This is a genomic window from Bacillus sp. FDAARGOS_527, from assembly GCF_003812125.1.
Classification (GTDB): Bacteria; Bacillota; Bacilli; order Bacillales; family Bacillaceae_G; genus Bacillus_A; species Bacillus_A paranthracis.
In genome coordinates this window covers 2,112,040-2,130,216 of sequence record NZ_CP033795.1, presented here as the reverse complement: position 1 = coordinate 2,130,216, position 18,177 = coordinate 2,112,040, and the positions used below count along the sequence as shown (strand labels likewise).

Here is an 18,177-nt window from a genome sequence, read left to right as displayed (position 1 = left end):
TAGGAGTGAAGTATGGTGAGTACAGTAAGTGAAAAAGAAGTATTGAAATCTCCTGTGGCCATTTCTATTTCTGGGTTATCTAAATCATTTAATAACGAACAATTTGTTTTAGAAGATGTAAATTTAACAATTGGGAATGGTGAATTTTTTATATTACTTGGCCCAAGCGGATGTGGAAAATCTACGTTATTAAGTATGCTTGCTGGATTTGTTGAAAAGACATCAGGGAAACTAATAGTCAATAATGAAGAGGTAATTAAGCCTGATAGAAATCGTGGCGTCGTATTTCAACAAGCAGACGCAGCGCTTTTTCCGTGGCTAACAATTAAAGAAAATATTGAATTTGGTTTAAAAATGAAAAAAATGATAAAGCAGACCCGAAATGATATATCCTCTCACTATATAAAACTTGTTGGACTAGATGGGCATGAAGGAAAATATCCAAGAGAACTTTCTGGAGGAATGAAACAAAGAGTTCAATTAGCACGTGTGTTAGCCAATGACTCGCAATTTTTATTAATGGATGAACCATTTGGAGCACTCGATGCAATGACTAGAAGAACAATGCAAATAGAGTTAATACGAATTTGGAAAGAAACAAACAAAACGATTATTTTTGTCACTCATGATATTCAAGAAGCGCTATTACTTGGGCAAAGAATAGGGGTAATGTCTAAAGGACCTTCTTCAAAAATTGAAAAGATTTACGATATTCCACTACCGTATCCGAGAACATTTACAGATAAAGAATTTAATTACTATTATCAAATGATTCAATCACACTTTGATTGAAAGGAGGTCCAAATATGAGCGTGTTGAAAGATGAGATTGCAAGAAAAGAGACTATTTATGAAACAAATAATTTCAAGATTGGTTTACAAAAGAAGCTATTACAAAGTGGAATTATCGCTTGGATACTTATTCTTACGATATGGAGTGTTGTAGCGAATTTTTCTGATCCGCAATTTTTGCCAAGTCCGATAGCAGTTTTGTATGGAGCAATTGAACTGAGTCAAAATGGTTCCTTATTTATATATATAGGAGTTAGTTTTTTAAGAGTAATAGCTGGATGGATTTTAGGGAATCTTGTAGCCATTCCGGTAGGATTATTAATTGGCCGAATCCCATGGTTAAGAGCGCTCTTTGATCCAGTTATCAATTTTATTCGCTTTATTCCACCTCTTGCCTTTATAACATTATTTATGCTTTGGTTTGGTATTGGAGAGCAATCTAAAATTTTTCTCATTATGTATGCAACTTTCTTTATTGTGACGATTAACACAATTACCGGTGTGCAAGCTGTTGAAGAAGATAAAATTCGCTCAGCGAGAAGTATGGGAGCATCAGAATGGCAAATTATGTTCCATGTCATCATACCAGCAGCACTTCCTTATATTTATACGGGGGCAAAGCTTGCAATGGGATCCTCATTTATGGCCATTGTTGGAGCTGAAATGGTTGCAGCTAATGAAGGAATTGGTTATATGATTTGGAATGCAAGGTTATATTTCAAAACAGATTGGATTTTTGTCGGTCTTGTTATTCTTGGATTGATGGGCTTCTTGATGGATCGGATATTTAATAAATTCGGAAGTGTAGTTCTGAAAAGATATAATGTGGTGAAAAAATAAAAAAGAGCCATTTAGCTGACTAAAAAAGGTTAGATAAATGGCTCTTTTTTATGAAAAAAGTCGATGCGTTCTTACTTCTTATTATTTTTCTATTTTGGTTTCAATCCTCTTCACCAAATCAGCTGACACGTTATGAAAATACTCTAACACTATCTTTCTAATATCATCAGATATAACTTTCAAATCACCAGCTAAGTTTTCGGCAAGATGTTCTTTTTCTATCGGTTTTAACTTCGTATAAAATTCACCAGCCTGCGTAAAGTCATCTTGTTTCGTTATTGAAGTTCTTTCAATTTTACCTTCAACGTATCTTCCGTCACCGCTCGTTATTTGATTAGCAGGTGTCCAATTTTGCTGTTGGTTAATCGTTAATTTCCGAAATTCGGGACCAATTCTTCTTCTTTGGGAATCACTATAAATGTTAGCTCGCCCTTGCAACATTTTATCATCTGATAATTCAGCACCGTCAAGTAAATTAGAAGGGGAGAAAGCGACTTTTTCTACTTGTTCCATATAATTTTCAGGGTTTTTATTTAATACCATTTTGCCGACTGGTATAAGAGGATACGCTTTTTCATCCCATATCTTTGTATCATCTAAAGGATCGTAAGAAAGATGCGCTTCATCTTTCGGGTCCATGAGCTGGACATATAAACCATATTCCACAGGTTTACTATTTGCAATTGCATCATATAAATCTTTCCCGCTATAATCTGGGTTTTCAGCAGCAAGTTTATTTGCTTCCTCACTAGTAATGAATTGTACACCTTCAAATGGGTACCAATGATACTTTACATACTTTCTATTGCCTTCTGCATTTCTCCAAACATATGTATTTACACTATGTCCTGGGATGTGGCGAAGGCTTTTGACCGTACCATTATCAGAGTACAAACGTACAACGAAATGTATGGATTCAGGTGCTCTAGCGACAAAGCTCCAAAATCTATTAGGGTCTAATAAGTTATTTTTAGGTGAAGGTGACAACGCTTGAATGGTTTCAGGGAAACGCATCGGATCGCGTACAGAAAAGACAGGAATGTGATTACATAATAGATCGAAAATACCTTCTTTAGTATAAAATTTTGTAGAAAAACCGCGTACATTTCTAGAAGTATCAGGTGTTCCTTTCGTGCTAACAGCTAATGAAAATCGCACCATAACGGGAACTTTCTCATTAGCATTTTGTAGGAAATTTAGTTTAGTATGTTCGGGCATTGGATAGATTGTTTGAAAATAACCGAACGCACCAAATCCTTTTACATGAACAGGTCTTTCTAAAATTTTTTCGTGAATAAATTGTTGTAACGCCTCGTGAAGCACACTATCTTGCTCTAGAACAGGTCCACGTGAACCAACTGTTTGAGAGTGAAGTATAGCTTGTTCATTACGTTCTCCATTATCATTAAAGTCTTTCCTTAGTAAAGATTGTCTCTGTTTATCATAGTGTTCATTCATCAATATAGCCTCCAAATCTTTTTCGTCCATTGTTACTAAATATGATTTTATAGCCTTGATTATGTATAACACGCTAAGTTCAAACTAGTTACAGACCGCTAGATGAGAAAAACGCGTATGTAGTGGACCTGTTGAAATAGAAGAAATTATGGAAAAATGAATATCGGGAAGAACATTACTATTAAAATTTCAATCTTAAAAATGAATTTATACATGACTTTATAGAAAATGAACATAAATAAAACAGGGAGAATAACTAGGAGGAATGTAACATGTCGGATTGGTTTCAATTAGATAAAGAGTATATGATGTCAACGTACTGTCGTACAAAGCTTGCGATAGAAAGAGGAGAAGGGTGTAAGCTGTATGATGTGGATGGTAAAGAGTATTTAGATTTATTTTCTGGTGTAGGCGTAAATGTATTAGGATACAATCATCCGAAAATTGTGCAAACGACAATGGATCAAGTTACGAAGTCGTTGCATTTACCGTTTCATTTTTTAAATCCAGTTGCGATTGAATATGCAAAGAAATTAGTTGATTGCTCTTTAAAAAACGGAAAGGTCTTTTTTACAAACTCAGGTACGGAAGCGACAGAAACAACGTTGAAATTAATTGATAAATATAGAGCTATTATGCATGAAGAACGTGAAGGAATTGTAGTGTTAAAGAATAGTTTCCACGGGCGTACGTTGGGGGCACTTCATTTTACAAGACAAGAAAGTGTATATCAAAATTTCCCGAAAACATCGATCCCAGTATATGAAGTTGAGCGCGAGAATATAGAGCAATTAGAAGAAACAATTATTCATGAAAATCCAATTGCAATTCTGTTAGAACCTGTATTAGGAAGCGGGGGAATTTATCCATTATCGGGTGAATTTTTACATGGTGTTCAAAATTTATGTGAGAAATATAATGTATTACTTATCGTTGATGAAGTTCAAAGTGGTATGGGGAGAACAGGAAAACTATTTGCTTATCAAAATTTCAATATTACACCACATATTATTCAAATTGGTAAAGGAGCAGGAGGCGGGATACCACTTGGCGGAATTATTGTAGGTGAAAAGTTATGTGATGTATTTGCACCAGGAGATCACGGCACCACATTTGCTCATTCATCAATGGGAACGGCTTTAGGTTTAACGGTATTAAATACATTACTTGACGATGGTTTAATGCAAGAAGCATATGAAACGTCACTATATTTGAATGACAAACTGCAAGACATTCAGAAAGAAAATTCTTATTATATTCAGGAAGTGCGTCATGCGGGGATGATGTTTGGAATAAGTGTGAATGATACGAATGAAAATGTGAAGAAATTACAGATTGAGTTAATGAGTAAAGGAATGTTGGTCGATGTAACACAAGGGAATATTATTCGATTACTTCCGCCGTATATTATTACGAAAGAGGAAATTGACGCATTCACTTATGAGTTTATTTCTTGTGTTCATAACATAGCTGCTACAGCAAGTATTTAAAAAAATATAAAAAGCTGAAGAAGCCGCTAAAATAGCGACTTCTTCAGCTTTTTAAAATAGTAAATTACTTAACCTAGAGAGCATCTCATTGGACAAATAATTAATTATGTGAAACAATAATAACAGATAAGGAGACGTTAATTTTCCTTAAGTGCTTCGAATTAATTTTATTCAATAAGAGAAGGTGTGCTTAAAGAAGTTAAATTAAATAAGGAGCTGTTTTATTATATGCAACAAAATAATGATTTAAATTTTGAACCTCAAGACGTTAATATTGTTAATCCTAAACAAGCCAGGAAAGCAGTAGTTGCTACTGGTATAGGGAACGCAATGGAGTGGTTTGACTTCGGATTATACGCGTATTTAGCGGTAATTTTAAGTCAATTATTCTTCTCAGGTGTTGATAATAGTGGATTGCAACTTGTACTTACATTCGGTACATTTGCAGCGGCCTTCCTCGTTCGACCAATCGGAGGTGTATTCTTTGGTAGAATAGGAGATAAGTACGGCCGAAAAATCGTGTTAAGTACTACTATTATTTTAATGGCACTTTCTACATTATTCATCGCATTACTACCAACCTATGAACAAATTGGTGTATGGGCACCAATACTACTTTTAGTTGCCCGAATGATTCAAGGCTTCTCTACAGGCGGCGAATATTCAGGAGCAATGGTTTATATCGCAGAATCTTCTCCAGATAAAAAGCGTGGTATACTCGGTAGTGGTCTTGAAATTGGAACACTCTCAGGTTACATTGCTGCATCGGTAATTGTTACCATTTTGACGTTATTGTTAACAGATGAACAAATGCTCAGCTGGGGCTGGCGTATTCCTTTCTTAATAGCTGCACCAATTGGTTTGGTCGGTTTATACTTACGCCGTCATTTAGATGAATCTCCCATCTTTGAAGAGATGGAAAAAGCACAAGAGGAATCTGAAGACAATGAACAATTTTCATTTATGGATATTATGAAATATCACAAAAAAGACTTCTTATTAAGCACAGTAATTGTCGCCTTCTTTAATATTACAAATTATATGATTCTTTCGTATATTCCTTCTTATCTAACTCAAGTACTTAAAGTCGAAGAAACAACAGGCTTACTAATTATTTCTATTACGATGGCACTTATGATTCCACTAGCACTATATTTCGGTAAATTAAGTGATAAAATTGGTAATAAACGCGTCGTGCAAATTGGTTTACTTGGTTTAACTGTATTTGCAATCCCTGCATTTTTACTAATAGGTAACGGGCATATTGCAGCTATATTTGCAGGTATTTTCGTATTAGGTTTCTTCCTAAGTGTATATGAAGGAACATTACCTTCATTATTACCATCACTCTTTTTCACTGATGTACGTTATCGAGCACTTTCGATCTCATTTAATATTTCTGTATCGATATTTGGTGGTACAACACCACTTGTATGTTCATACTTAGTTCATGCAACCGGTAACCCGCTTGCACCGGCATTTTATTTAACAGGTGTAAGTATTATTGGATTAGTTGTATTTAGTGTACTATTCGTTACAACATCAGGACGTGCGCTAAAAGGTTCATATCCTACAGTAGAATCGAAAAAAGAAGCACACCAAATTGCTAAAGAAGATCCTGAAGAAACACTTTGGTGGCATGAAGAGTCATTAGAGATTGAAGCAGGGAAAAACGCCTCAATTTAAAAAGTAACGTAGAAGTATAAAAAGACTCCTATGAAAATAGGAGTCTTTTTGTTGTGTTATTTCTTTCTTTTCTTTAAACTTTTCTGATATGCATAGAGTTTATGGATTTCTTCCTTAAATTCATACAAAAGTACGGTGTTTTCCCCATTTGAATAACGCACTGTATTATAAGCATTACTAATAATATGACTCTGAATATTTACATCTTCTTCACTATTTATTCTATCTAACCATGCCTCAATAGTTTCTCCTCGATTTCTATTTAAAGGGGGAGTTAACTTACTTTCAAGCTTAAAAATCTCTTTTCGAATTTCGTTATGTGGCGGTTTGTTTCGTTTCAAACGTTTTTGGCTCATTCCTTCTTTATCAGTGATGATAGTAGATTCAAAGACAGGTATATTTGGTAAACTGAATTGTTTTCGTTTTTTTATTATTTTCCAAACGACATAAATAGCAATGGCTACACAGGCTATTATGGTAATGCTATTTATAAGAGTTGGATCAAAATCAGGAGGTGTTTTTCCATCTTCAATTTGTGGTTTTAAGAGATGACCTTTACTCGCCCAAACCCCTTCCGTATCTTTCAATTCAGCTGCTACGAGAAATGGATTTAAAATATAACCGACCCCTAATGCGACTATTTCTATGATAAAACTAAAAATAACTCGAATAAAAGGAAATACTTGAACAATTAATATACTCATTACACCAATCGTAATGATAGAAGTGAAACGTAATAACTGTTGATTCCGATTTGCCCCGGTTAACCAAAATGTAATCATAATGTGTATAACTAATAGTAACAGTTTCCCGAGCGTTGGAAAGGGAGCATAAAATATAGCTGAAACACCAAACCAAACAATACCACCTAACGATTTTTGAACTGGGTATCCTGGTCCAACTACATGTACGATAAAGAAGAAAAGCGGTAACATAATTGTGCCAAATAGAGAGAACGGGAGAAAAATAGAACAACCGATTATTTGAGTCATTAACAGTATGACAAATCCTGTTGTTTTTTTCTTCGTGAATGTATGGATTAGAAATACACCAATATAGCTTAGTGCTAAAAATATAGTAATAGCTATAAGTTCGTCCCTTTCTGTTAATAACGAAAGGAGGAGCAGCAGAAGAAAGTCATTAATGTGATAGAGCCAAGTTTTCAAGCTTTTCCACCATCCCTTCGTTATTTATGAGAAACGTAGGTTGCGATAGAAGAGAGAGGTCATTCTTCTGCAAGCCAATGTAAATCATTGTAGACGATCGTTCTCCTTTTCTATTTGTATAATGGAGAAATCCTTGTTTCGGAATTAATGTGCTATCGTCTGAAATACGTGCCAATTCCTCTAAAGCTTTTGCGTAATGTGTTTGCCCTTCATTTAATGGTAAGTGCAGAGGACCACCTTCAGCTAATATACTAATAAATAATTCAAACGGTATTTGATGCTTCGTAGCGTATTGACAAATGTATGTTGCAAATGAAATAAGATCTTCTATATTATCTTTCCAACCAAACCCGCGATCAGCAGCTAAAGAAAGACAGATCGTCCAACTATAATTTTTTACAGGTTCATATTGCTTCGCCTGTAATTCCTGCATTTTAGCAGATGCTTTCCAATGAATAGAACGGAAAGACTCACGTTCATATCGTTTCACACCAATAATAGATGTTTCATCATTGTAAAAAGAAAAATTCGTTCGATAAGATCCATTTAAAAGTTGCTGAAGTTCTTGCAAACCTGCTACTTCTTTAGGAGAAGGGTACACAATAATTTCAGTTCTTAATTTATCAAATACAGGTAAATGTACAGATAATAAATGAAAAGGATCTTTCAAAACACATTCGAATTGTTCAATTTGAAACACGCCACGCTTCGTTGCAGTTAATGATAAATCCCATTTTTGCGCTGAATGGGCAGGTTGTGAAAATGGGAAAGAGAATAGTGTTTTTGATATTTGTTCAATTCCTTGATCTTTATGCGGTAGTAGGGACGGATCTAAATGAAAATAACAAACACCGTTAACGAGTGGTATGTTTGCTCCGTTTTTTAAATGAATAAAAAATTGTCCAGATTCATTAGGAAATAAGCGAGTTGTTTGTTTCTCGTTTAGCACTTGAAACTGTTTTTCTATATATGCGACATATTTATAAATGAAAATCGCAAATAAATAGTAGAAGAAAAAGAAAAACATAATGATTCGTTGCGGCATAAAAAATGTAAATAGTATCGCGCCTGGAACAGATAGTTGAATAATATGAAGTTGAAAAAATAAAGGTACAGTTACAACGCGCTGTCCATTCATGTTTGCTCAATCTCCACTGGTACGTCAACCTCTTTTAAAATCTTTTGCATCATTTCATTTTTTGTCGTACGTAATGCACCTTCCATTGATAAGACGATACGGTGATTCCAAACAGAAGGAACTAACAATTGTATATCTTCTGGTGTGCAATATTCTCTCCCGCGTAAAAAGGCTAAAGCTTGAACAGCACGTACTAAAGCAAGTGTGGCACGCGGACTTACACCGTTAGCGATATAATCATGATTTCTTGTAGCATGAGCAAGCTTAATGATGTAATGTTCTAACGGTTCTGATACGAAAATTTCTTTCACTCGTTTCTGTGCCTCTAAAATATCATCTAAAGTAATAACAGATGTGACACTTTCTAGTGGTGTATCGTTACGAAAACGTCGCATCATTTGTAGTTCGTCTTCAGGATTCGGATAACCTATAGAAATTGTCATTAAAAAGCGATCAAGCTGTGCATCAGGAAGAGGGAAGGTTCCTTGTGATTCAATTGGATTTTGCGTCGCAATAACAAAGAACGGTTTTGGAAGAGGAGTTGACTGCTTTTCAAGCGTCACTTGTCGTTCTTCCATCGCTTCTAATAAACTAGACTGTGTTCTCGGCATTGCACGGTTAATTTCATCTGCCAGTAGAATGTTTGCCACGACTGGTCCGAATCTTAACTCGAATTCGCTCGTTTTCGGATTGAAATATTCAATACCTGTCACATCACTCGGAAGTACATCCGGTGTAAATTGAACGCGAGAAAAATTACCACCAATACTTTTTGAAAGTGTTTTCGCAAGTAACGTTTTCCCAGTACCAGGTACATCCTCAAGAAGTACATGACCATCAGCAAGCAAGGAAACGATTAATAAATCTATAACATTTTCTTTACCTACAAAAACTGAACCTATATTTTCTTTCAATTTATTTATCATATGTATCATTCCTTTCAAAATATAAACGGATATTTCTATATTTTAACAAATTATTCAGAAAATTTATATGATTTTTCAATTCAAAGAAATAAATATTCAATTATTAAATTATACTCTTGCATATTTTGGAATGTGAATATATAATATCGGTATACGATGTATCGCAAGTCGATATATCATGAAGCGATGTATCGGAGGTGGTTATAATGAATACGAAAGCGAGAAAATATATTCCGTTAACTGAGGCGACATATTACATATTGTTATCCCTAGTGAAACCAATGCACGGATATGGAATTATGCAAATGGTAGAAGAGATGACAAATGGAGAAGTAAAACTCGGTCCTGGAACTTTATACGGGAATACGACGAAGTTATTAAAAGAGAAATTAATTATTGAAGTTGCCTCAACAGATAGAAAGAAGTGCTATGAGTTAACGCCACTTGGTAAAGAAGTATTAGAGCTAGAGTATAACAGGTTGCAGAGATCTGTAAGGAATGGGAATAGTATATTAGGGGAGTGAATGGAAGATGGAGACAAAAAGGGTATTCAAGTTTTTTACGGCATGGAATTTAGAAAAAGAAGAAGCTTTTTTACGAAAGATGCATCAGCAAGGTTGGGCATTACAAAAATATAATTTAATGTATACGTTTCAGAAAACGGAGCCAAAAGATGTAATGTACAAAGCTGATTTTAGATTGGTTTATAGAGATTCGAAAGAACAACAACAAGAATATTTCGAAATATACGAAATGTCAGGTTGGAAACGCGTAACAAGTTTCACAAGATGGAATTATTTTTGTAAAGAAGTAGAAGAAGTAAATGAATTGCCTGATATTTACTCAGAAAAGGAGACGAGGATACAAAAACTAAATGAATTATTGTTATTCCTTGTTATTATATCAGCAAGTTTATTACCATCAATGTATAATCTGTTTTTAAGCCCGATGGAATCAAGAGTGCCAATGTGGGCGAAAGTTATGACCGGTCTTACAGGTGGTATGTGGATGTACTTCTTTATAAGACTTTCTTGGAAAATCAAGAAATTAAAAAGTGAAATATTATAATAAAAAGTGGAGTTTAAAAGAAGTTGATTTTGTAAAGAGGTAATTAATATGGGAATCAACTTCTTTTGTTTCTATATAATCGTATTTTTGCTCACTCTTTTTTATATAATAAAAATCTATATGAAGGCATAAAATTAACAATATCAAAGCCGCAATTTACCCTGAAAATAATAAATGAAGAAAAAAGATTCATATTGAGGATCAAAAAATAAAAGATGACTAAAAAGATGTGGGGTGTAACTTATAATAAGGAAGAAACACGTTTTTTATTAAAGTACAAAACGAAAAAATCCCCTATAGAAAAATCTATTTCTACAAGGGATAATCATGTTTTTATTAGAAAGACTGATTTTGAGCAGGTTTAATAAATTGTTCAGGATTTTCAACAAGTCCGCATACAGCGCATTGGACTCTGTATGTAGGTCCTTGATAAGCCATATGAAAAGCGTTCATCGTTTCGTTTGTGTATTCTTCTTCTACTTGGCCAGTTTGTGGATTTAACTTAACGGGTTTTACTTGTTGCTCAAGAATATTAAAGCGGGTACGGTTCGTTTTACAGCTTGGACATAGCATTGGTTCCATATGTATACACCTCCATTTGTAGCATTTCTTAAATTCTTTAATTTTATGCAAATAAAAAAACTTTCTCAATATAAATAGGTATTTAATGTATTTAAAATTCAGAAAAAATAAAATATAATAAGAGTACGAACTGGTTATGTCCAAACCAAATCTCCTGTTTTATGCCAATAAGCTGGGGGGCCGAGAAATCGGCCTCATTTTTTTATGCTCGCTACTATAGGAAACAAGGTTTTTATGAGACTTTTGTCGAAATTTTAGGGATGGATATAAAGGGGGAAGTAAAATGAATTTAAAAATGAAGTACATCATTTTATATGTAGAAAAGTTTGAGGAATGTTTAAAATTCTATAAAGATATTTTACAGTTGCCTATAAAAGCAGAGCACGGTACATATATTGAATTTAATACGGGATCTACAATATTAGCAATGAATACGCGGCAAGACGTGAAAGAATTAACAGGATTACCACTTACAGAAGGCGAGTTACAATCTTCTCATTTTGAATTAGGATTCGTTGTTGAAAATGTAGAAAAAACAATTGAGCAATTTAGAGAACAAGGTATTACGATTTTAGTTGAACCAATTGTAAAGCCGTGGGGACAAACAATTGCATATATTGCCGATCCAGATGGAAATTATATTGAAATTTGCAGTTCATTAGAATAGAAGGAGAAAAAGAGATGGGGTTTCCGAAACTAGAAACAGAACGTTTACAATTAAGAGAATTAACGCTGTTAGATGCAGAAACGATGTTCCGTTATTTTTCAAAAGAATCTGTTATACGTTATTTCGGAATGGATTCTTTCGAAAATATTGAGCAAGCGAAAACAACGATTCAAACGTTTAAAAATCGTTATGAAGAGGGAAATGTATTTCGCTGGGGAATAGAGAAAAAGGGGACGGGCCAATTAATCGGAACGTGCGGTTTTCATTTAATAAACAATCATCATAAGCGAGCTGAAATTGGTTATGAATTAGACGATACATATTGGGGACAAGGATACGCCTCGGAAGCGTTACAGGCGATTTTAGCTTACGGGTTTGAAACGTTGCAACTTATAAGAATTGCTGCTGTTGTATATGTAGAGAATAAAGCTTCTCAAAAATTATTAAGTAAAGCAGGATTTCAAGAAGAAGGATTACTTCGAAAACATATGATTCAAAATGGAGTTGCGCATGATACGATTTTATATTCTTTATTAAAAGAAGAGTGGAAGAAATAATGAGTACGAGTGAATTGATAAATGTTATGAAGAAGCATAAAGAAAATAGGTTCATTTTAGGTATAGATGGTTTAAGTCGTTCAGGAAAAACAACATTTGTTGCAAATTTAAAGGAAAATATGAAACAGGAAAGCATTCCGTTTCATATTTTTCATATTGATGATTATATAGTGGAGCGTAATAAACGCTATGATACCGGATTTGAAGAATGGTATGAGTATTATTATTTGCAATGGGATATTGAGTGGCTTCGGCAGAAATTTTTTCGAAAGTTACAAAATGAAACAAAACTAAAATTACCGTTCTATAATGATAAGACAGACTCATGCGAAATGAAAAAAGTACAGATCCCCATAGTAGGTGTCATAGTAATTGAAGGTGTTTTTCTACAGCGAAAAGAATGGAGAGATTTCTTTCATTATATGGTGTACTTGGATTGTCCAAGAGAGACACGTTTTCTTCGGGAGAGTCCGGAAAAGAACCTTTCAAAGTTTAAGAATAGGTATTGGAAAGCAGAGGATTATTACTTAGAAACGGAATTGCCGAAGGATTGGGCGGATTTAGTTATAAATTGATTTGAAGAAAACCTCAACTTTTTGTTTGAAAAGTTGAGGTTTCTCTATGTAATAGCAGATTAATTATTTCAATTAATGAGAAGGAGAATATTATTATAATTTGAATTATATATTTATAGATAAATCTATAGATGAAAAGATTCCAATAAAGCGAGTGATTACATGAGTATTTTCATTTTAGAAGACGATGTCATACAAGCACAGCAAATGAAGCGGCTAGTTGAAGAGATTTGTGAGAAGTATAGGTTGCCTTTTGATTTTATTGAGGTGACTAGTAAAAGTGAAAATATTATTACTAATATTCCGAAGGCGAAGTATGTCCCAATCTATTTTTTAGATATAGAGATTAAAAGGGAAGAGCGTAAAGGGTTACAAGTAGCACAAGAGATACGAAAGTATGATACGCAAGGAATTATTGTTTTTGTAACGACGCATTCTGAATTTGCACCTATTTCATATCAATACATGGTATCAGCTTTAACTTTTATTGATAAAGGGTTGCCATACGAGGAGAGATATAAAGTTTTTGAACAATGTTTACTTCAATATGAAGCAAGAAATAAGCATATTATTCCGTCGGATGACTTTATCGTTGCAAATAGTAATGCCACTGTGCGGGTTCCTTTTCATGAAGTTGAATATGTTATGACTGATGAACCGCACCGGTTAGCATTAGTGACGTTAGATCGAATCGTTTATTTTTATGGAGCATTAAAGGAGATAGAAATAATAGATGAACGTTTATTTCGTTGCCATCAGTCATATATCGTGAATACGAAGCAAATGTCTTCTTACGATGCGAAACAAAAAATGATAGTTTTAAAAAGCGGGAAACGCATTCCAGTGTCACGGCGTTTAGTGAGTAAAGTACGTAACATGTTAAAGGGTGAGATGTAATGTATATTTATGATTTATTTGCAATACTGCTTACTAGTATGTGTCATACGTTTTTATATATACAATTAATCCGATACAACAGATTGTCAGTTAGAATGTTAATAGCTTTAAGTACGGTATTCATTATTTTACTTGCTATTGTCGTAACAGTAACGAGATATCCAGAATTGAATAGTACGATTGTGTTATTTTTAATAAGTTTAGGATTAATGCAAAATGAATTGAAATTTAAGCATAATTTATATTTTGCACTGGTGAGTATGGTGATTATAACGTTAGTGAAAATGTTGCTATTAGATTTAGGGATGAAAATCTTTATGTTAACGCCATTCAATTTATATTTATGGACAGGTAGTATTATTCATCTTATCGTATCAATCCTTACTTTTATCGGTATTTTAGTAGCGCGAAAAAGAATTCAAAAAATCGCTCAATATATAGTAAGTAGTCCGTTATACTATGTAACTTATATATTATTAATGATCGGGTTTATTATTGAATTAATTTTAACTCAGCCGTCAACTGAGTTTTTAGCAAAAATAAATCAACAATACAGTGAAGTAAGTTATAATTCAGCGATTATTATTTTTTTATTATTACTAATCATCGTACTAATAAGCTCACATTTATCGAAAGAAAAGTTACGAGAAGAGCATGAAAAACGTTTAGATAAAGAGTTATTAGATTATGTGGAAAAATTAGAGGATATGCATGATGAGCTTGCTAGTTTTCGTCATGATTATATGAATGTATTACTATCGTTAGAAGAAGGAATACGTACAAAAAATGTGAAAGAAATTGAGCAAGTGTACTATGATGTTGTCGCACCTACATTAAAAACAATAAATGATCATGAACTTGATATCGCGAAATTATCCCGCGTACAAATTCCTGAAGTAAGAAGCGTATTAAGAGCGAAAGTTAGCGATGCTCAGCAGCAACAAATAAAAGTAATGCTTGATATACCGGAGAACATTGAAAGTGTTTCGATGACGATTATTTCATTTATCCGTATCATTTCAGTTTTAGTAGATAATGCAATTGAGGAAGCAGTACGTAGTGAGGAAAAGATATTACAAATCGCATTCTTTGAAATGGATTTACGACAATATTTTATCGTGCGTAATAGTTCAAAGAGTGAAGGGATTGATTTGCAAAAAATTTATGAAAAAAACCATTCAAGTAAAGAAGGGACTAGAGGATACGGACTATTCTCATTAAAACGTATCATAAATAAAACAAATAATGCGACGTTAGAAACAACTTATGTAAGTCCCTATTTCACGCAAACATTTATATTAAGTGAGATGAAATGACCATCTATGATGAAAAGGAAACCGAATAAGAAATAACTACATACTTTCTTCACTCAATTTTATACACTTCAAGTAAGAGGTGAAGCGAGATGAATGGTCTAATTTTTACAACAATGATTAGCTTTGGTTTACCGCTTATTGCACTTTTATATGCTTTTTGGAAGAAACGCTATATTCCATATATGTTAGGCGTATTGGCTTTTGTTGTATCACAAATATTGATTCGCATACCAATACTGAATTATGTAAATGGAACTAGCACAGATTTTCAAATGTTTTCTGTTATGCAGCCTATACTATTTGCGGTTTTGCTTAGTATATCAGCTGGAATTTTTGAAGAGATAGCTCGTTTTATCGCAATGCGTTATTTTATGAAGCAACGAGATTGGCAGTCTGGTTTTTTATTTGGAGCAGGGCATGGTGGTATTGAGGCGGTGTTGATAGTCGGTATCCCAGTAATATCCCTATTATTATCACAAACAGTCATTCAAAATGGTGACAGTTATTATCTCGGTGGTATTGAGCGCATCTTTGCGATGGTATTACATGTTGGGCTTTCTTTCATTGTATTGCAAGCTGTCGTCCAAAAGAAATTTCGTTATGTTGTATATGCAATTCTCATCCATGGGACTGTAAATGCATTAGCGGGCATTATCTCGCTATATGTGCCAGGGAAAATTGGGATTATTATGTCAGAAGTTTCAATAGCAATTTGTGCGTTATTCGTTTTGAGTTATAGTTTCATTTTAAAAAGAAAGGGTGTATGAAAATGAGAAAAATGTTACTTATTATTATAAGTGCTATCGCGGCGTTTGCACTTGCAGCATGTACCGGTAATAAAGTAGATGAAAGTACGTCTAAAAAATTTATTTCGAAAGCGGAAGAAGTTGTATCATTATTAAATGAGGCAAAATATAAAGAAGTGCATGAGAAATTTGATAGTAAAATGACAGCTGCATTGTCAGAAGAAAAGATGAAAGATCTTACACCTATAATCGAGAAAGCTGGTACGTTTGAAAAAATTGAAAAACAATCGATTGAAGAAAAAGATGGTTTATATACGGTTATTCTTGTAGCGAAATATAGTAAAGAACAACGTACCTTCATCATAACTTATAATGATAAAGAAGAAATAGCAGGTTTAGTTATTAAATAAAAAACAGATACAGTGGAAGTTCCCGCTGTATCTGTTTTTTATTGATTTAACCAAATTATGGTTATTTGTGCTAATATGAACTTATAGCTATATAGAAGGGGTGAGTTAGTATGAAAACTGAACTAGTTCCTAAAAAGAAGTACAGTATAATAAGCTACATATGTTTACTCATCGGTATTTTATGTTTTTTGTTCGTATTTATTACACCGACAAGGATAGCGAATGCAGGTAATATAGTGGGAGATTATATTACCGTTGCCCTGACAGTTGCAGGTATCATACTTTCTATCATTACAATGACGAAAAAAACAGAGAAGAAGGGGATTGCTATTCTTTCATTCATACTGTCCTCATCATTTTTTATATTTTGGATCATCGCAATTATCTTATTGTTTACTGGTCAAATTAGTTTTGCGCCGTAATGTGCAGTAAAAAGAGTCCTTCTCGTATGAAGGACTCTTTTTATTCGCTTTCTTCCGGTTGATATTCTAAAATATCTCCAGGTTGGCATTCTAATGCTTTACAAATGGCTTCTAAAGTTGAAAAACGGACTGCTTTTGCTTTTCCATTTTTCAAGATCGAAAGGTTAGCCATTGTAATTCCAACCTTCTCCGAAAGCTCTGTTACACTCATTTTTCTTTTCGCTAACATTACATCAATATTAATAATAATTGCCATATTATTCACCTCAGACCGTTAAATCATTTTCTGATTTTATATCTATCGCATCTTTTAATAGTCTTTGGAGTACGGCAGCAAAGACCGCGATTACCATTGAAGCAAAAATTATAATCATTCCAATAATAATAATGCCAGGGGCGTCATCTCTCTCTGCCACAAGATAGAAAAGTGGCATACCTAATACATATAATACACTAATGGCTAGTGCGCTGTACTTAATATTTTTTAAAGCTTTAACAGACAGCTCAGAGAATGCGTTGTTTTTATCAATATAGTTTAAAAGTTTGAATGTTTGATACAGCGCAAAATAATAAGGTATTGCTGTTGCGTATAAGTTGATAAATACAAGATATTTAATATATGCAATATCAGGATAAAGTTCTGCGGCGAAGTTTCCTATTTTAGGAACTAAAAAAATGCACATAGCAAGAACAGGGATACCCATTAGAATCACAGCTGTCTTTAGGAAGAGTGTTGATCCTTGTTTCATAAAAAGCACCTCATTTATTTAATATCTTATTAATTTACCACGAAATTTATTGTTAAACAATAAATTTTTATTTAATTCAATTGGGGATTTATTGTTTAACAAGTTAATAATAAAAAATCTTCTTTATAAGATAGATGAACTATACCGAGATGTAATGAATAAGAAAGTTCCTATTGTTAGCTTTAGAAAAATTGGGAACTAATAAAACATATGTAGGCAGTCAGAATTTTGTATGTAAATGAATGTGAAACTAATGGAGGCGCAATCATGTTTGTATTGGGTTTAAAGATGAAGAAGTTACTGTTAGTAGGAACAATCACACTAAGTATGTTATGTACTGAAAGTATGATGAATGATCATACGGTGGAAGCTAAAGTGAAAAAAGTAGAACGACAACCGAAAAATGTAATCATGATGGTTATGGACGGAACGAGTTCTTCAGCAACCACATTAGCTCGCTTGTATAAAGGGAAACCACTTGCATTAGATGAAATTGTAACAGGAGGAGTTCGTACATATTCGGCGGAATCAGCTATAACAGACTCAGCTCCAGCAGCTACAGCTTTAGCAACGGGGAATAAATCGAATTCAGGATTTGTAGGGGTATTACCTCATGCCCATCAACTTAAGAATTTTCACTACCCCCAAGTGACAAAAAACGTTATTCTTTCTAAAAAGCTAGCTAGAAAGGGT

General features: G+C 33.7%; 21 protein-coding genes and 1 pseudogene. 15 read left to right on the top strand and 7 right to left on the bottom strand.

Annotation, left to right across the window (positions count from 1 at the left end; all coding sequences use genetic code 11):
• The first annotated feature begins 12 nt into the window (after positions 1 to 12).
• Positions 13 to 792 carry an ABC transporter ATP-binding protein gene (locus EGX95_RS13535; RefSeq protein WP_000255349.1) on the top strand — a complete coding sequence of 260 codons (780 nt, stop codon included), beginning with the start codon at positions 13 to 15 and terminating at the stop codon, positions 790 to 792.
• A gap of 14 nt (positions 793 to 806) precedes the next feature.
• Complete coding sequence (locus tag EGX95_RS13530) at positions 807 to 1,631, top strand: ABC transporter permease (protein WP_000114664.1); 825 nt, start codon at positions 807 to 809, stop codon at positions 1,629 to 1,631.
• Positions 1,632 to 1,712: 81 nt separating this feature from the next.
• Here EGX95_RS13530 and EGX95_RS13525 read toward each other — a convergent pair whose 3' ends face one another.
• A complete protein-coding gene (locus EGX95_RS13525) occupies positions 1,713 to 3,089 on the bottom strand; it encodes a catalase (protein WP_001002149.1) in 1,377 nt (458 codons plus the stop codon).
• A 272-nt stretch (positions 3,090 to 3,361) separates the two neighbouring features.
• On the opposite strand from EGX95_RS13525, the gene EGX95_RS13520 reads away from it, so the two are divergent.
• Both EGX95_RS13520 and EGX95_RS13515 read left to right on the top strand, forming a co-directional pair.
• Positions 3,362 to 4,579, top strand: a complete 1,218-nt coding sequence (locus tag EGX95_RS13520; RefSeq protein ID WP_001286495.1) for an aspartate aminotransferase family protein — start codon at positions 3,362 to 3,364, stop codon at positions 4,577 to 4,579.
• Positions 4,580 to 4,807: 228 nt separating this feature from the next.
• Entirely contained in the window at positions 4,808 to 6,265 is a 1,458-nt protein-coding gene (locus tag EGX95_RS13515) for an MFS transporter (protein WP_001186942.1), read from the top strand.
• A gap of 56 nt (positions 6,266 to 6,321) precedes the next feature.
• Here the strand turns inward: EGX95_RS13515 and EGX95_RS13510 are convergent, their stop codons facing one another.
• Genes EGX95_RS13510 through EGX95_RS13500 form a run of 3 tightly spaced genes read right to left on the bottom strand, consistent with a single transcriptional unit; the run spans position 6,322 to position 9,495 of the window.
• Entirely contained in the window at positions 6,322 to 7,431 is a 1,110-nt protein-coding gene (locus tag EGX95_RS13510) for a DUF4018 domain-containing protein (RefSeq protein WP_000860499.1), read from the bottom strand.
• Positions 7,406 to 8,569 carry a DUF58 domain-containing protein gene (locus tag EGX95_RS13505; RefSeq protein WP_001014369.1) on the bottom strand — a complete coding sequence of 388 codons (1,164 nt, stop codon included), beginning with the start codon at positions 8,567 to 8,569 and terminating at the stop codon, positions 7,406 to 7,408. The genes EGX95_RS13510 and EGX95_RS13505 overlap by 26 nt, the downstream gene beginning before the upstream one ends.
• Complete coding sequence (locus EGX95_RS13500; protein WP_000608762.1) at positions 8,566 to 9,495, bottom strand: AAA family ATPase; 930 nt, start codon at positions 9,493 to 9,495, stop codon at positions 8,566 to 8,568. Before EGX95_RS13500 ends, EGX95_RS13505 begins: the two co-directional genes overlap by 4 nt.
• A gap of 206 nt (positions 9,496 to 9,701) precedes the next feature.
• Between EGX95_RS13500 and EGX95_RS13495 the strand changes: the two genes are divergently transcribed.
• Positions 9,702 to 10,019 (top strand): PadR family transcriptional regulator, encoded by a 318-nt coding sequence (locus EGX95_RS13495; RefSeq protein ID WP_001092638.1) that lies wholly within the window; start codon positions 9,702 to 9,704, stop codon positions 10,017 to 10,019.
• A gap of 7 nt (positions 10,020 to 10,026) precedes the next feature.
• Entirely contained in the window at positions 10,027 to 10,563 is a 537-nt protein-coding gene (locus EGX95_RS13490; protein ID WP_000448687.1) for a DUF2812 domain-containing protein, read from the top strand.
• Between the two features lie 336 nt (positions 10,564 to 10,899).
• Here the strand turns inward: EGX95_RS13490 and EGX95_RS13485 are convergent, their stop codons facing one another.
• Positions 10,900 to 11,145, bottom strand: coding sequence for a hypothetical protein (locus tag EGX95_RS13485; RefSeq protein WP_000433609.1), 246 nt, complete (start codon positions 11,143 to 11,145; stop codon positions 10,900 to 10,902).
• Between the two features lie 283 nt (positions 11,146 to 11,428).
• Here EGX95_RS13485 and EGX95_RS13480 point away from each other — a divergent pair, with 283 nt between their 5' ends.
• From EGX95_RS13480 to EGX95_RS13445, 8 genes are all read left to right on the top strand, one after another.
• Complete coding sequence (locus tag EGX95_RS13480; protein WP_001049848.1) at positions 11,429 to 11,812, top strand: VOC family protein; 384 nt, start codon at positions 11,429 to 11,431, stop codon at positions 11,810 to 11,812.
• A gap of 14 nt (positions 11,813 to 11,826) precedes the next feature.
• Complete coding sequence (locus EGX95_RS13475; RefSeq protein WP_000506663.1) at positions 11,827 to 12,369, top strand: GNAT family N-acetyltransferase; 543 nt, start codon at positions 11,827 to 11,829, stop codon at positions 12,367 to 12,369.
• Positions 12,369 to 12,944 carry a kinase gene (locus EGX95_RS13470; protein WP_000107743.1) on the top strand — a complete coding sequence of 192 codons (576 nt, stop codon included), beginning with the start codon at positions 12,369 to 12,371 and terminating at the stop codon, positions 12,942 to 12,944. The genes EGX95_RS13475 and EGX95_RS13470 overlap by 1 nt, the downstream gene beginning before the upstream one ends.
• Positions 12,945 to 13,106: 162 nt before the next feature.
• Positions 13,107 to 13,841, top strand: a complete 735-nt coding sequence (locus EGX95_RS13465; protein WP_000021640.1) for a response regulator transcription factor — start codon at positions 13,107 to 13,109, stop codon at positions 13,839 to 13,841.
• Positions 13,841 to 15,157: a GHKL domain-containing protein gene (locus EGX95_RS13460; protein WP_000276087.1), complete on the top strand. Its 1,317-nt coding sequence runs from the start codon at positions 13,841 to 13,843 to the stop codon at positions 15,155 to 15,157. The genes EGX95_RS13465 and EGX95_RS13460 overlap by 1 nt, the downstream gene beginning before the upstream one ends.
• 89 nt (positions 15,158 to 15,246) lie before the next feature.
• Positions 15,247 to 15,924, top strand: coding sequence for a YhfC family intramembrane metalloprotease (locus EGX95_RS13455; RefSeq protein ID WP_001013702.1), 678 nt, complete (start codon positions 15,247 to 15,249; stop codon positions 15,922 to 15,924).
• A gap of 2 nt (positions 15,925 to 15,926) precedes the next feature.
• Positions 15,927 to 16,313: a DUF3887 domain-containing protein gene (locus tag EGX95_RS13450; protein ID WP_001230586.1), complete on the top strand. Its 387-nt coding sequence runs from the start codon at positions 15,927 to 15,929 to the stop codon at positions 16,311 to 16,313.
• A 110-nt stretch (positions 16,314 to 16,423) separates the two neighbouring features.
• Complete coding sequence (locus tag EGX95_RS13445; RefSeq protein WP_000845971.1) at positions 16,424 to 16,735, top strand: hypothetical protein; 312 nt, start codon at positions 16,424 to 16,426, stop codon at positions 16,733 to 16,735.
• Positions 16,736 to 16,775: 40 nt separating this feature from the next.
• Here the strand turns inward: EGX95_RS13445 and EGX95_RS13440 are convergent, their stop codons facing one another.
• Positions 16,776 to 16,991: a helix-turn-helix domain-containing protein gene (locus EGX95_RS13440; protein WP_000974621.1), complete on the bottom strand. Its 216-nt coding sequence runs from the start codon at positions 16,989 to 16,991 to the stop codon at positions 16,776 to 16,778.
• Between the two features lie 10 nt (positions 16,992 to 17,001).
• A complete protein-coding gene (locus EGX95_RS13435) occupies positions 17,002 to 17,484 on the bottom strand; it encodes a DUF2975 domain-containing protein (protein WP_000809096.1) in 483 nt (160 codons plus the stop codon).
• Between the two features lie 267 nt (positions 17,485 to 17,751).
• On the opposite strand from EGX95_RS13435, the pseudogene EGX95_RS13430 reads away from it, so the two are divergent.
• Positions 17,752 to 18,174: pseudogene (locus EGX95_RS13430) on the top strand (alkaline phosphatase); the annotation flags it as partial.
• Positions 18,175 to 18,177 lie beyond the last annotated feature (3 nt).

Excerpts from the sequence above, each read along its gene's own strand:
- EGX95_RS13470 (WP_000107743.1), top strand. The coding sequence starts at position 12,369 with ATGAGTACGAGTGAATTGATAAATGTTATGAAGAAGCATAAAGAAAAT.
- EGX95_RS13475 (WP_000506663.1), top strand. The coding sequence starts at position 11,827 with ATGGGGTTTCCGAAACTAGAAACAGAACGTTTACAATTAAGAGAATTA.
- EGX95_RS13505 (WP_001014369.1), bottom strand. The coding sequence starts at position 8,569 with ATGAATGGACAGCGCGTTGTAACTGTACCTTTATTTTTTCAACTTCAT.
- EGX95_RS13515 (WP_001186942.1), top strand. The coding sequence starts at position 4,808 with ATGCAACAAAATAATGATTTAAATTTTGAACCTCAAGACGTTAATATT.
- EGX95_RS13465 (WP_000021640.1), top strand. The coding sequence starts at position 13,107 with ATGAGTATTTTCATTTTAGAAGACGATGTCATACAAGCACAGCAAATG.
- EGX95_RS13480 (WP_001049848.1), top strand. The coding sequence starts at position 11,429 with ATGAATTTAAAAATGAAGTACATCATTTTATATGTAGAAAAGTTTGAG.
- EGX95_RS13440 (WP_000974621.1), bottom strand. The coding sequence starts at position 16,991 with ATGGCAATTATTATTAATATTGATGTAATGTTAGCGAAAAGAAAAATG.
- EGX95_RS13520 (WP_001286495.1), top strand. The coding sequence starts at position 3,362 with ATGTCGGATTGGTTTCAATTAGATAAAGAGTATATGATGTCAACGTAC.
- EGX95_RS13445 (WP_000845971.1), top strand. The coding sequence starts at position 16,424 with ATGAAAACTGAACTAGTTCCTAAAAAGAAGTACAGTATAATAAGCTAC.
- EGX95_RS13450 (WP_001230586.1), top strand. The coding sequence starts at position 15,927 with ATGAGAAAAATGTTACTTATTATTATAAGTGCTATCGCGGCGTTTGCA.
- EGX95_RS13460 (WP_000276087.1), top strand. The coding sequence starts at position 13,841 with ATGTATATTTATGATTTATTTGCAATACTGCTTACTAGTATGTGTCAT.
- EGX95_RS13525 (WP_001002149.1), bottom strand. The coding sequence starts at position 3,089 with ATGAATGAACACTATGATAAACAGAGACAATCTTTACTAAGGAAAGAC.
- EGX95_RS13535 (WP_000255349.1), top strand. The coding sequence starts at position 13 with ATGGTGAGTACAGTAAGTGAAAAAGAAGTATTGAAATCTCCTGTGGCC.
- EGX95_RS13485 (WP_000433609.1), bottom strand. The coding sequence starts at position 11,145 with ATGGAACCAATGCTATGTCCAAGCTGTAAAACGAACCGTACCCGCTTT.
- EGX95_RS13495 (WP_001092638.1), top strand. The coding sequence starts at position 9,702 with ATGAATACGAAAGCGAGAAAATATATTCCGTTAACTGAGGCGACATAT.
- EGX95_RS13455 (WP_001013702.1), top strand. The coding sequence starts at position 15,247 with ATGAATGGTCTAATTTTTACAACAATGATTAGCTTTGGTTTACCGCTT.
- EGX95_RS13490 (WP_000448687.1), top strand. The coding sequence starts at position 10,027 with ATGGAGACAAAAAGGGTATTCAAGTTTTTTACGGCATGGAATTTAGAA.
- EGX95_RS13500 (WP_000608762.1), bottom strand. The coding sequence starts at position 9,495 with ATGATAAATAAATTGAAAGAAAATATAGGTTCAGTTTTTGTAGGTAAA.
- EGX95_RS13435 (WP_000809096.1), bottom strand. The coding sequence starts at position 17,484 with ATGAAACAAGGATCAACACTCTTCCTAAAGACAGCTGTGATTCTAATG.
- EGX95_RS13530 (WP_000114664.1), top strand. The coding sequence starts at position 807 with ATGAGCGTGTTGAAAGATGAGATTGCAAGAAAAGAGACTATTTATGAA.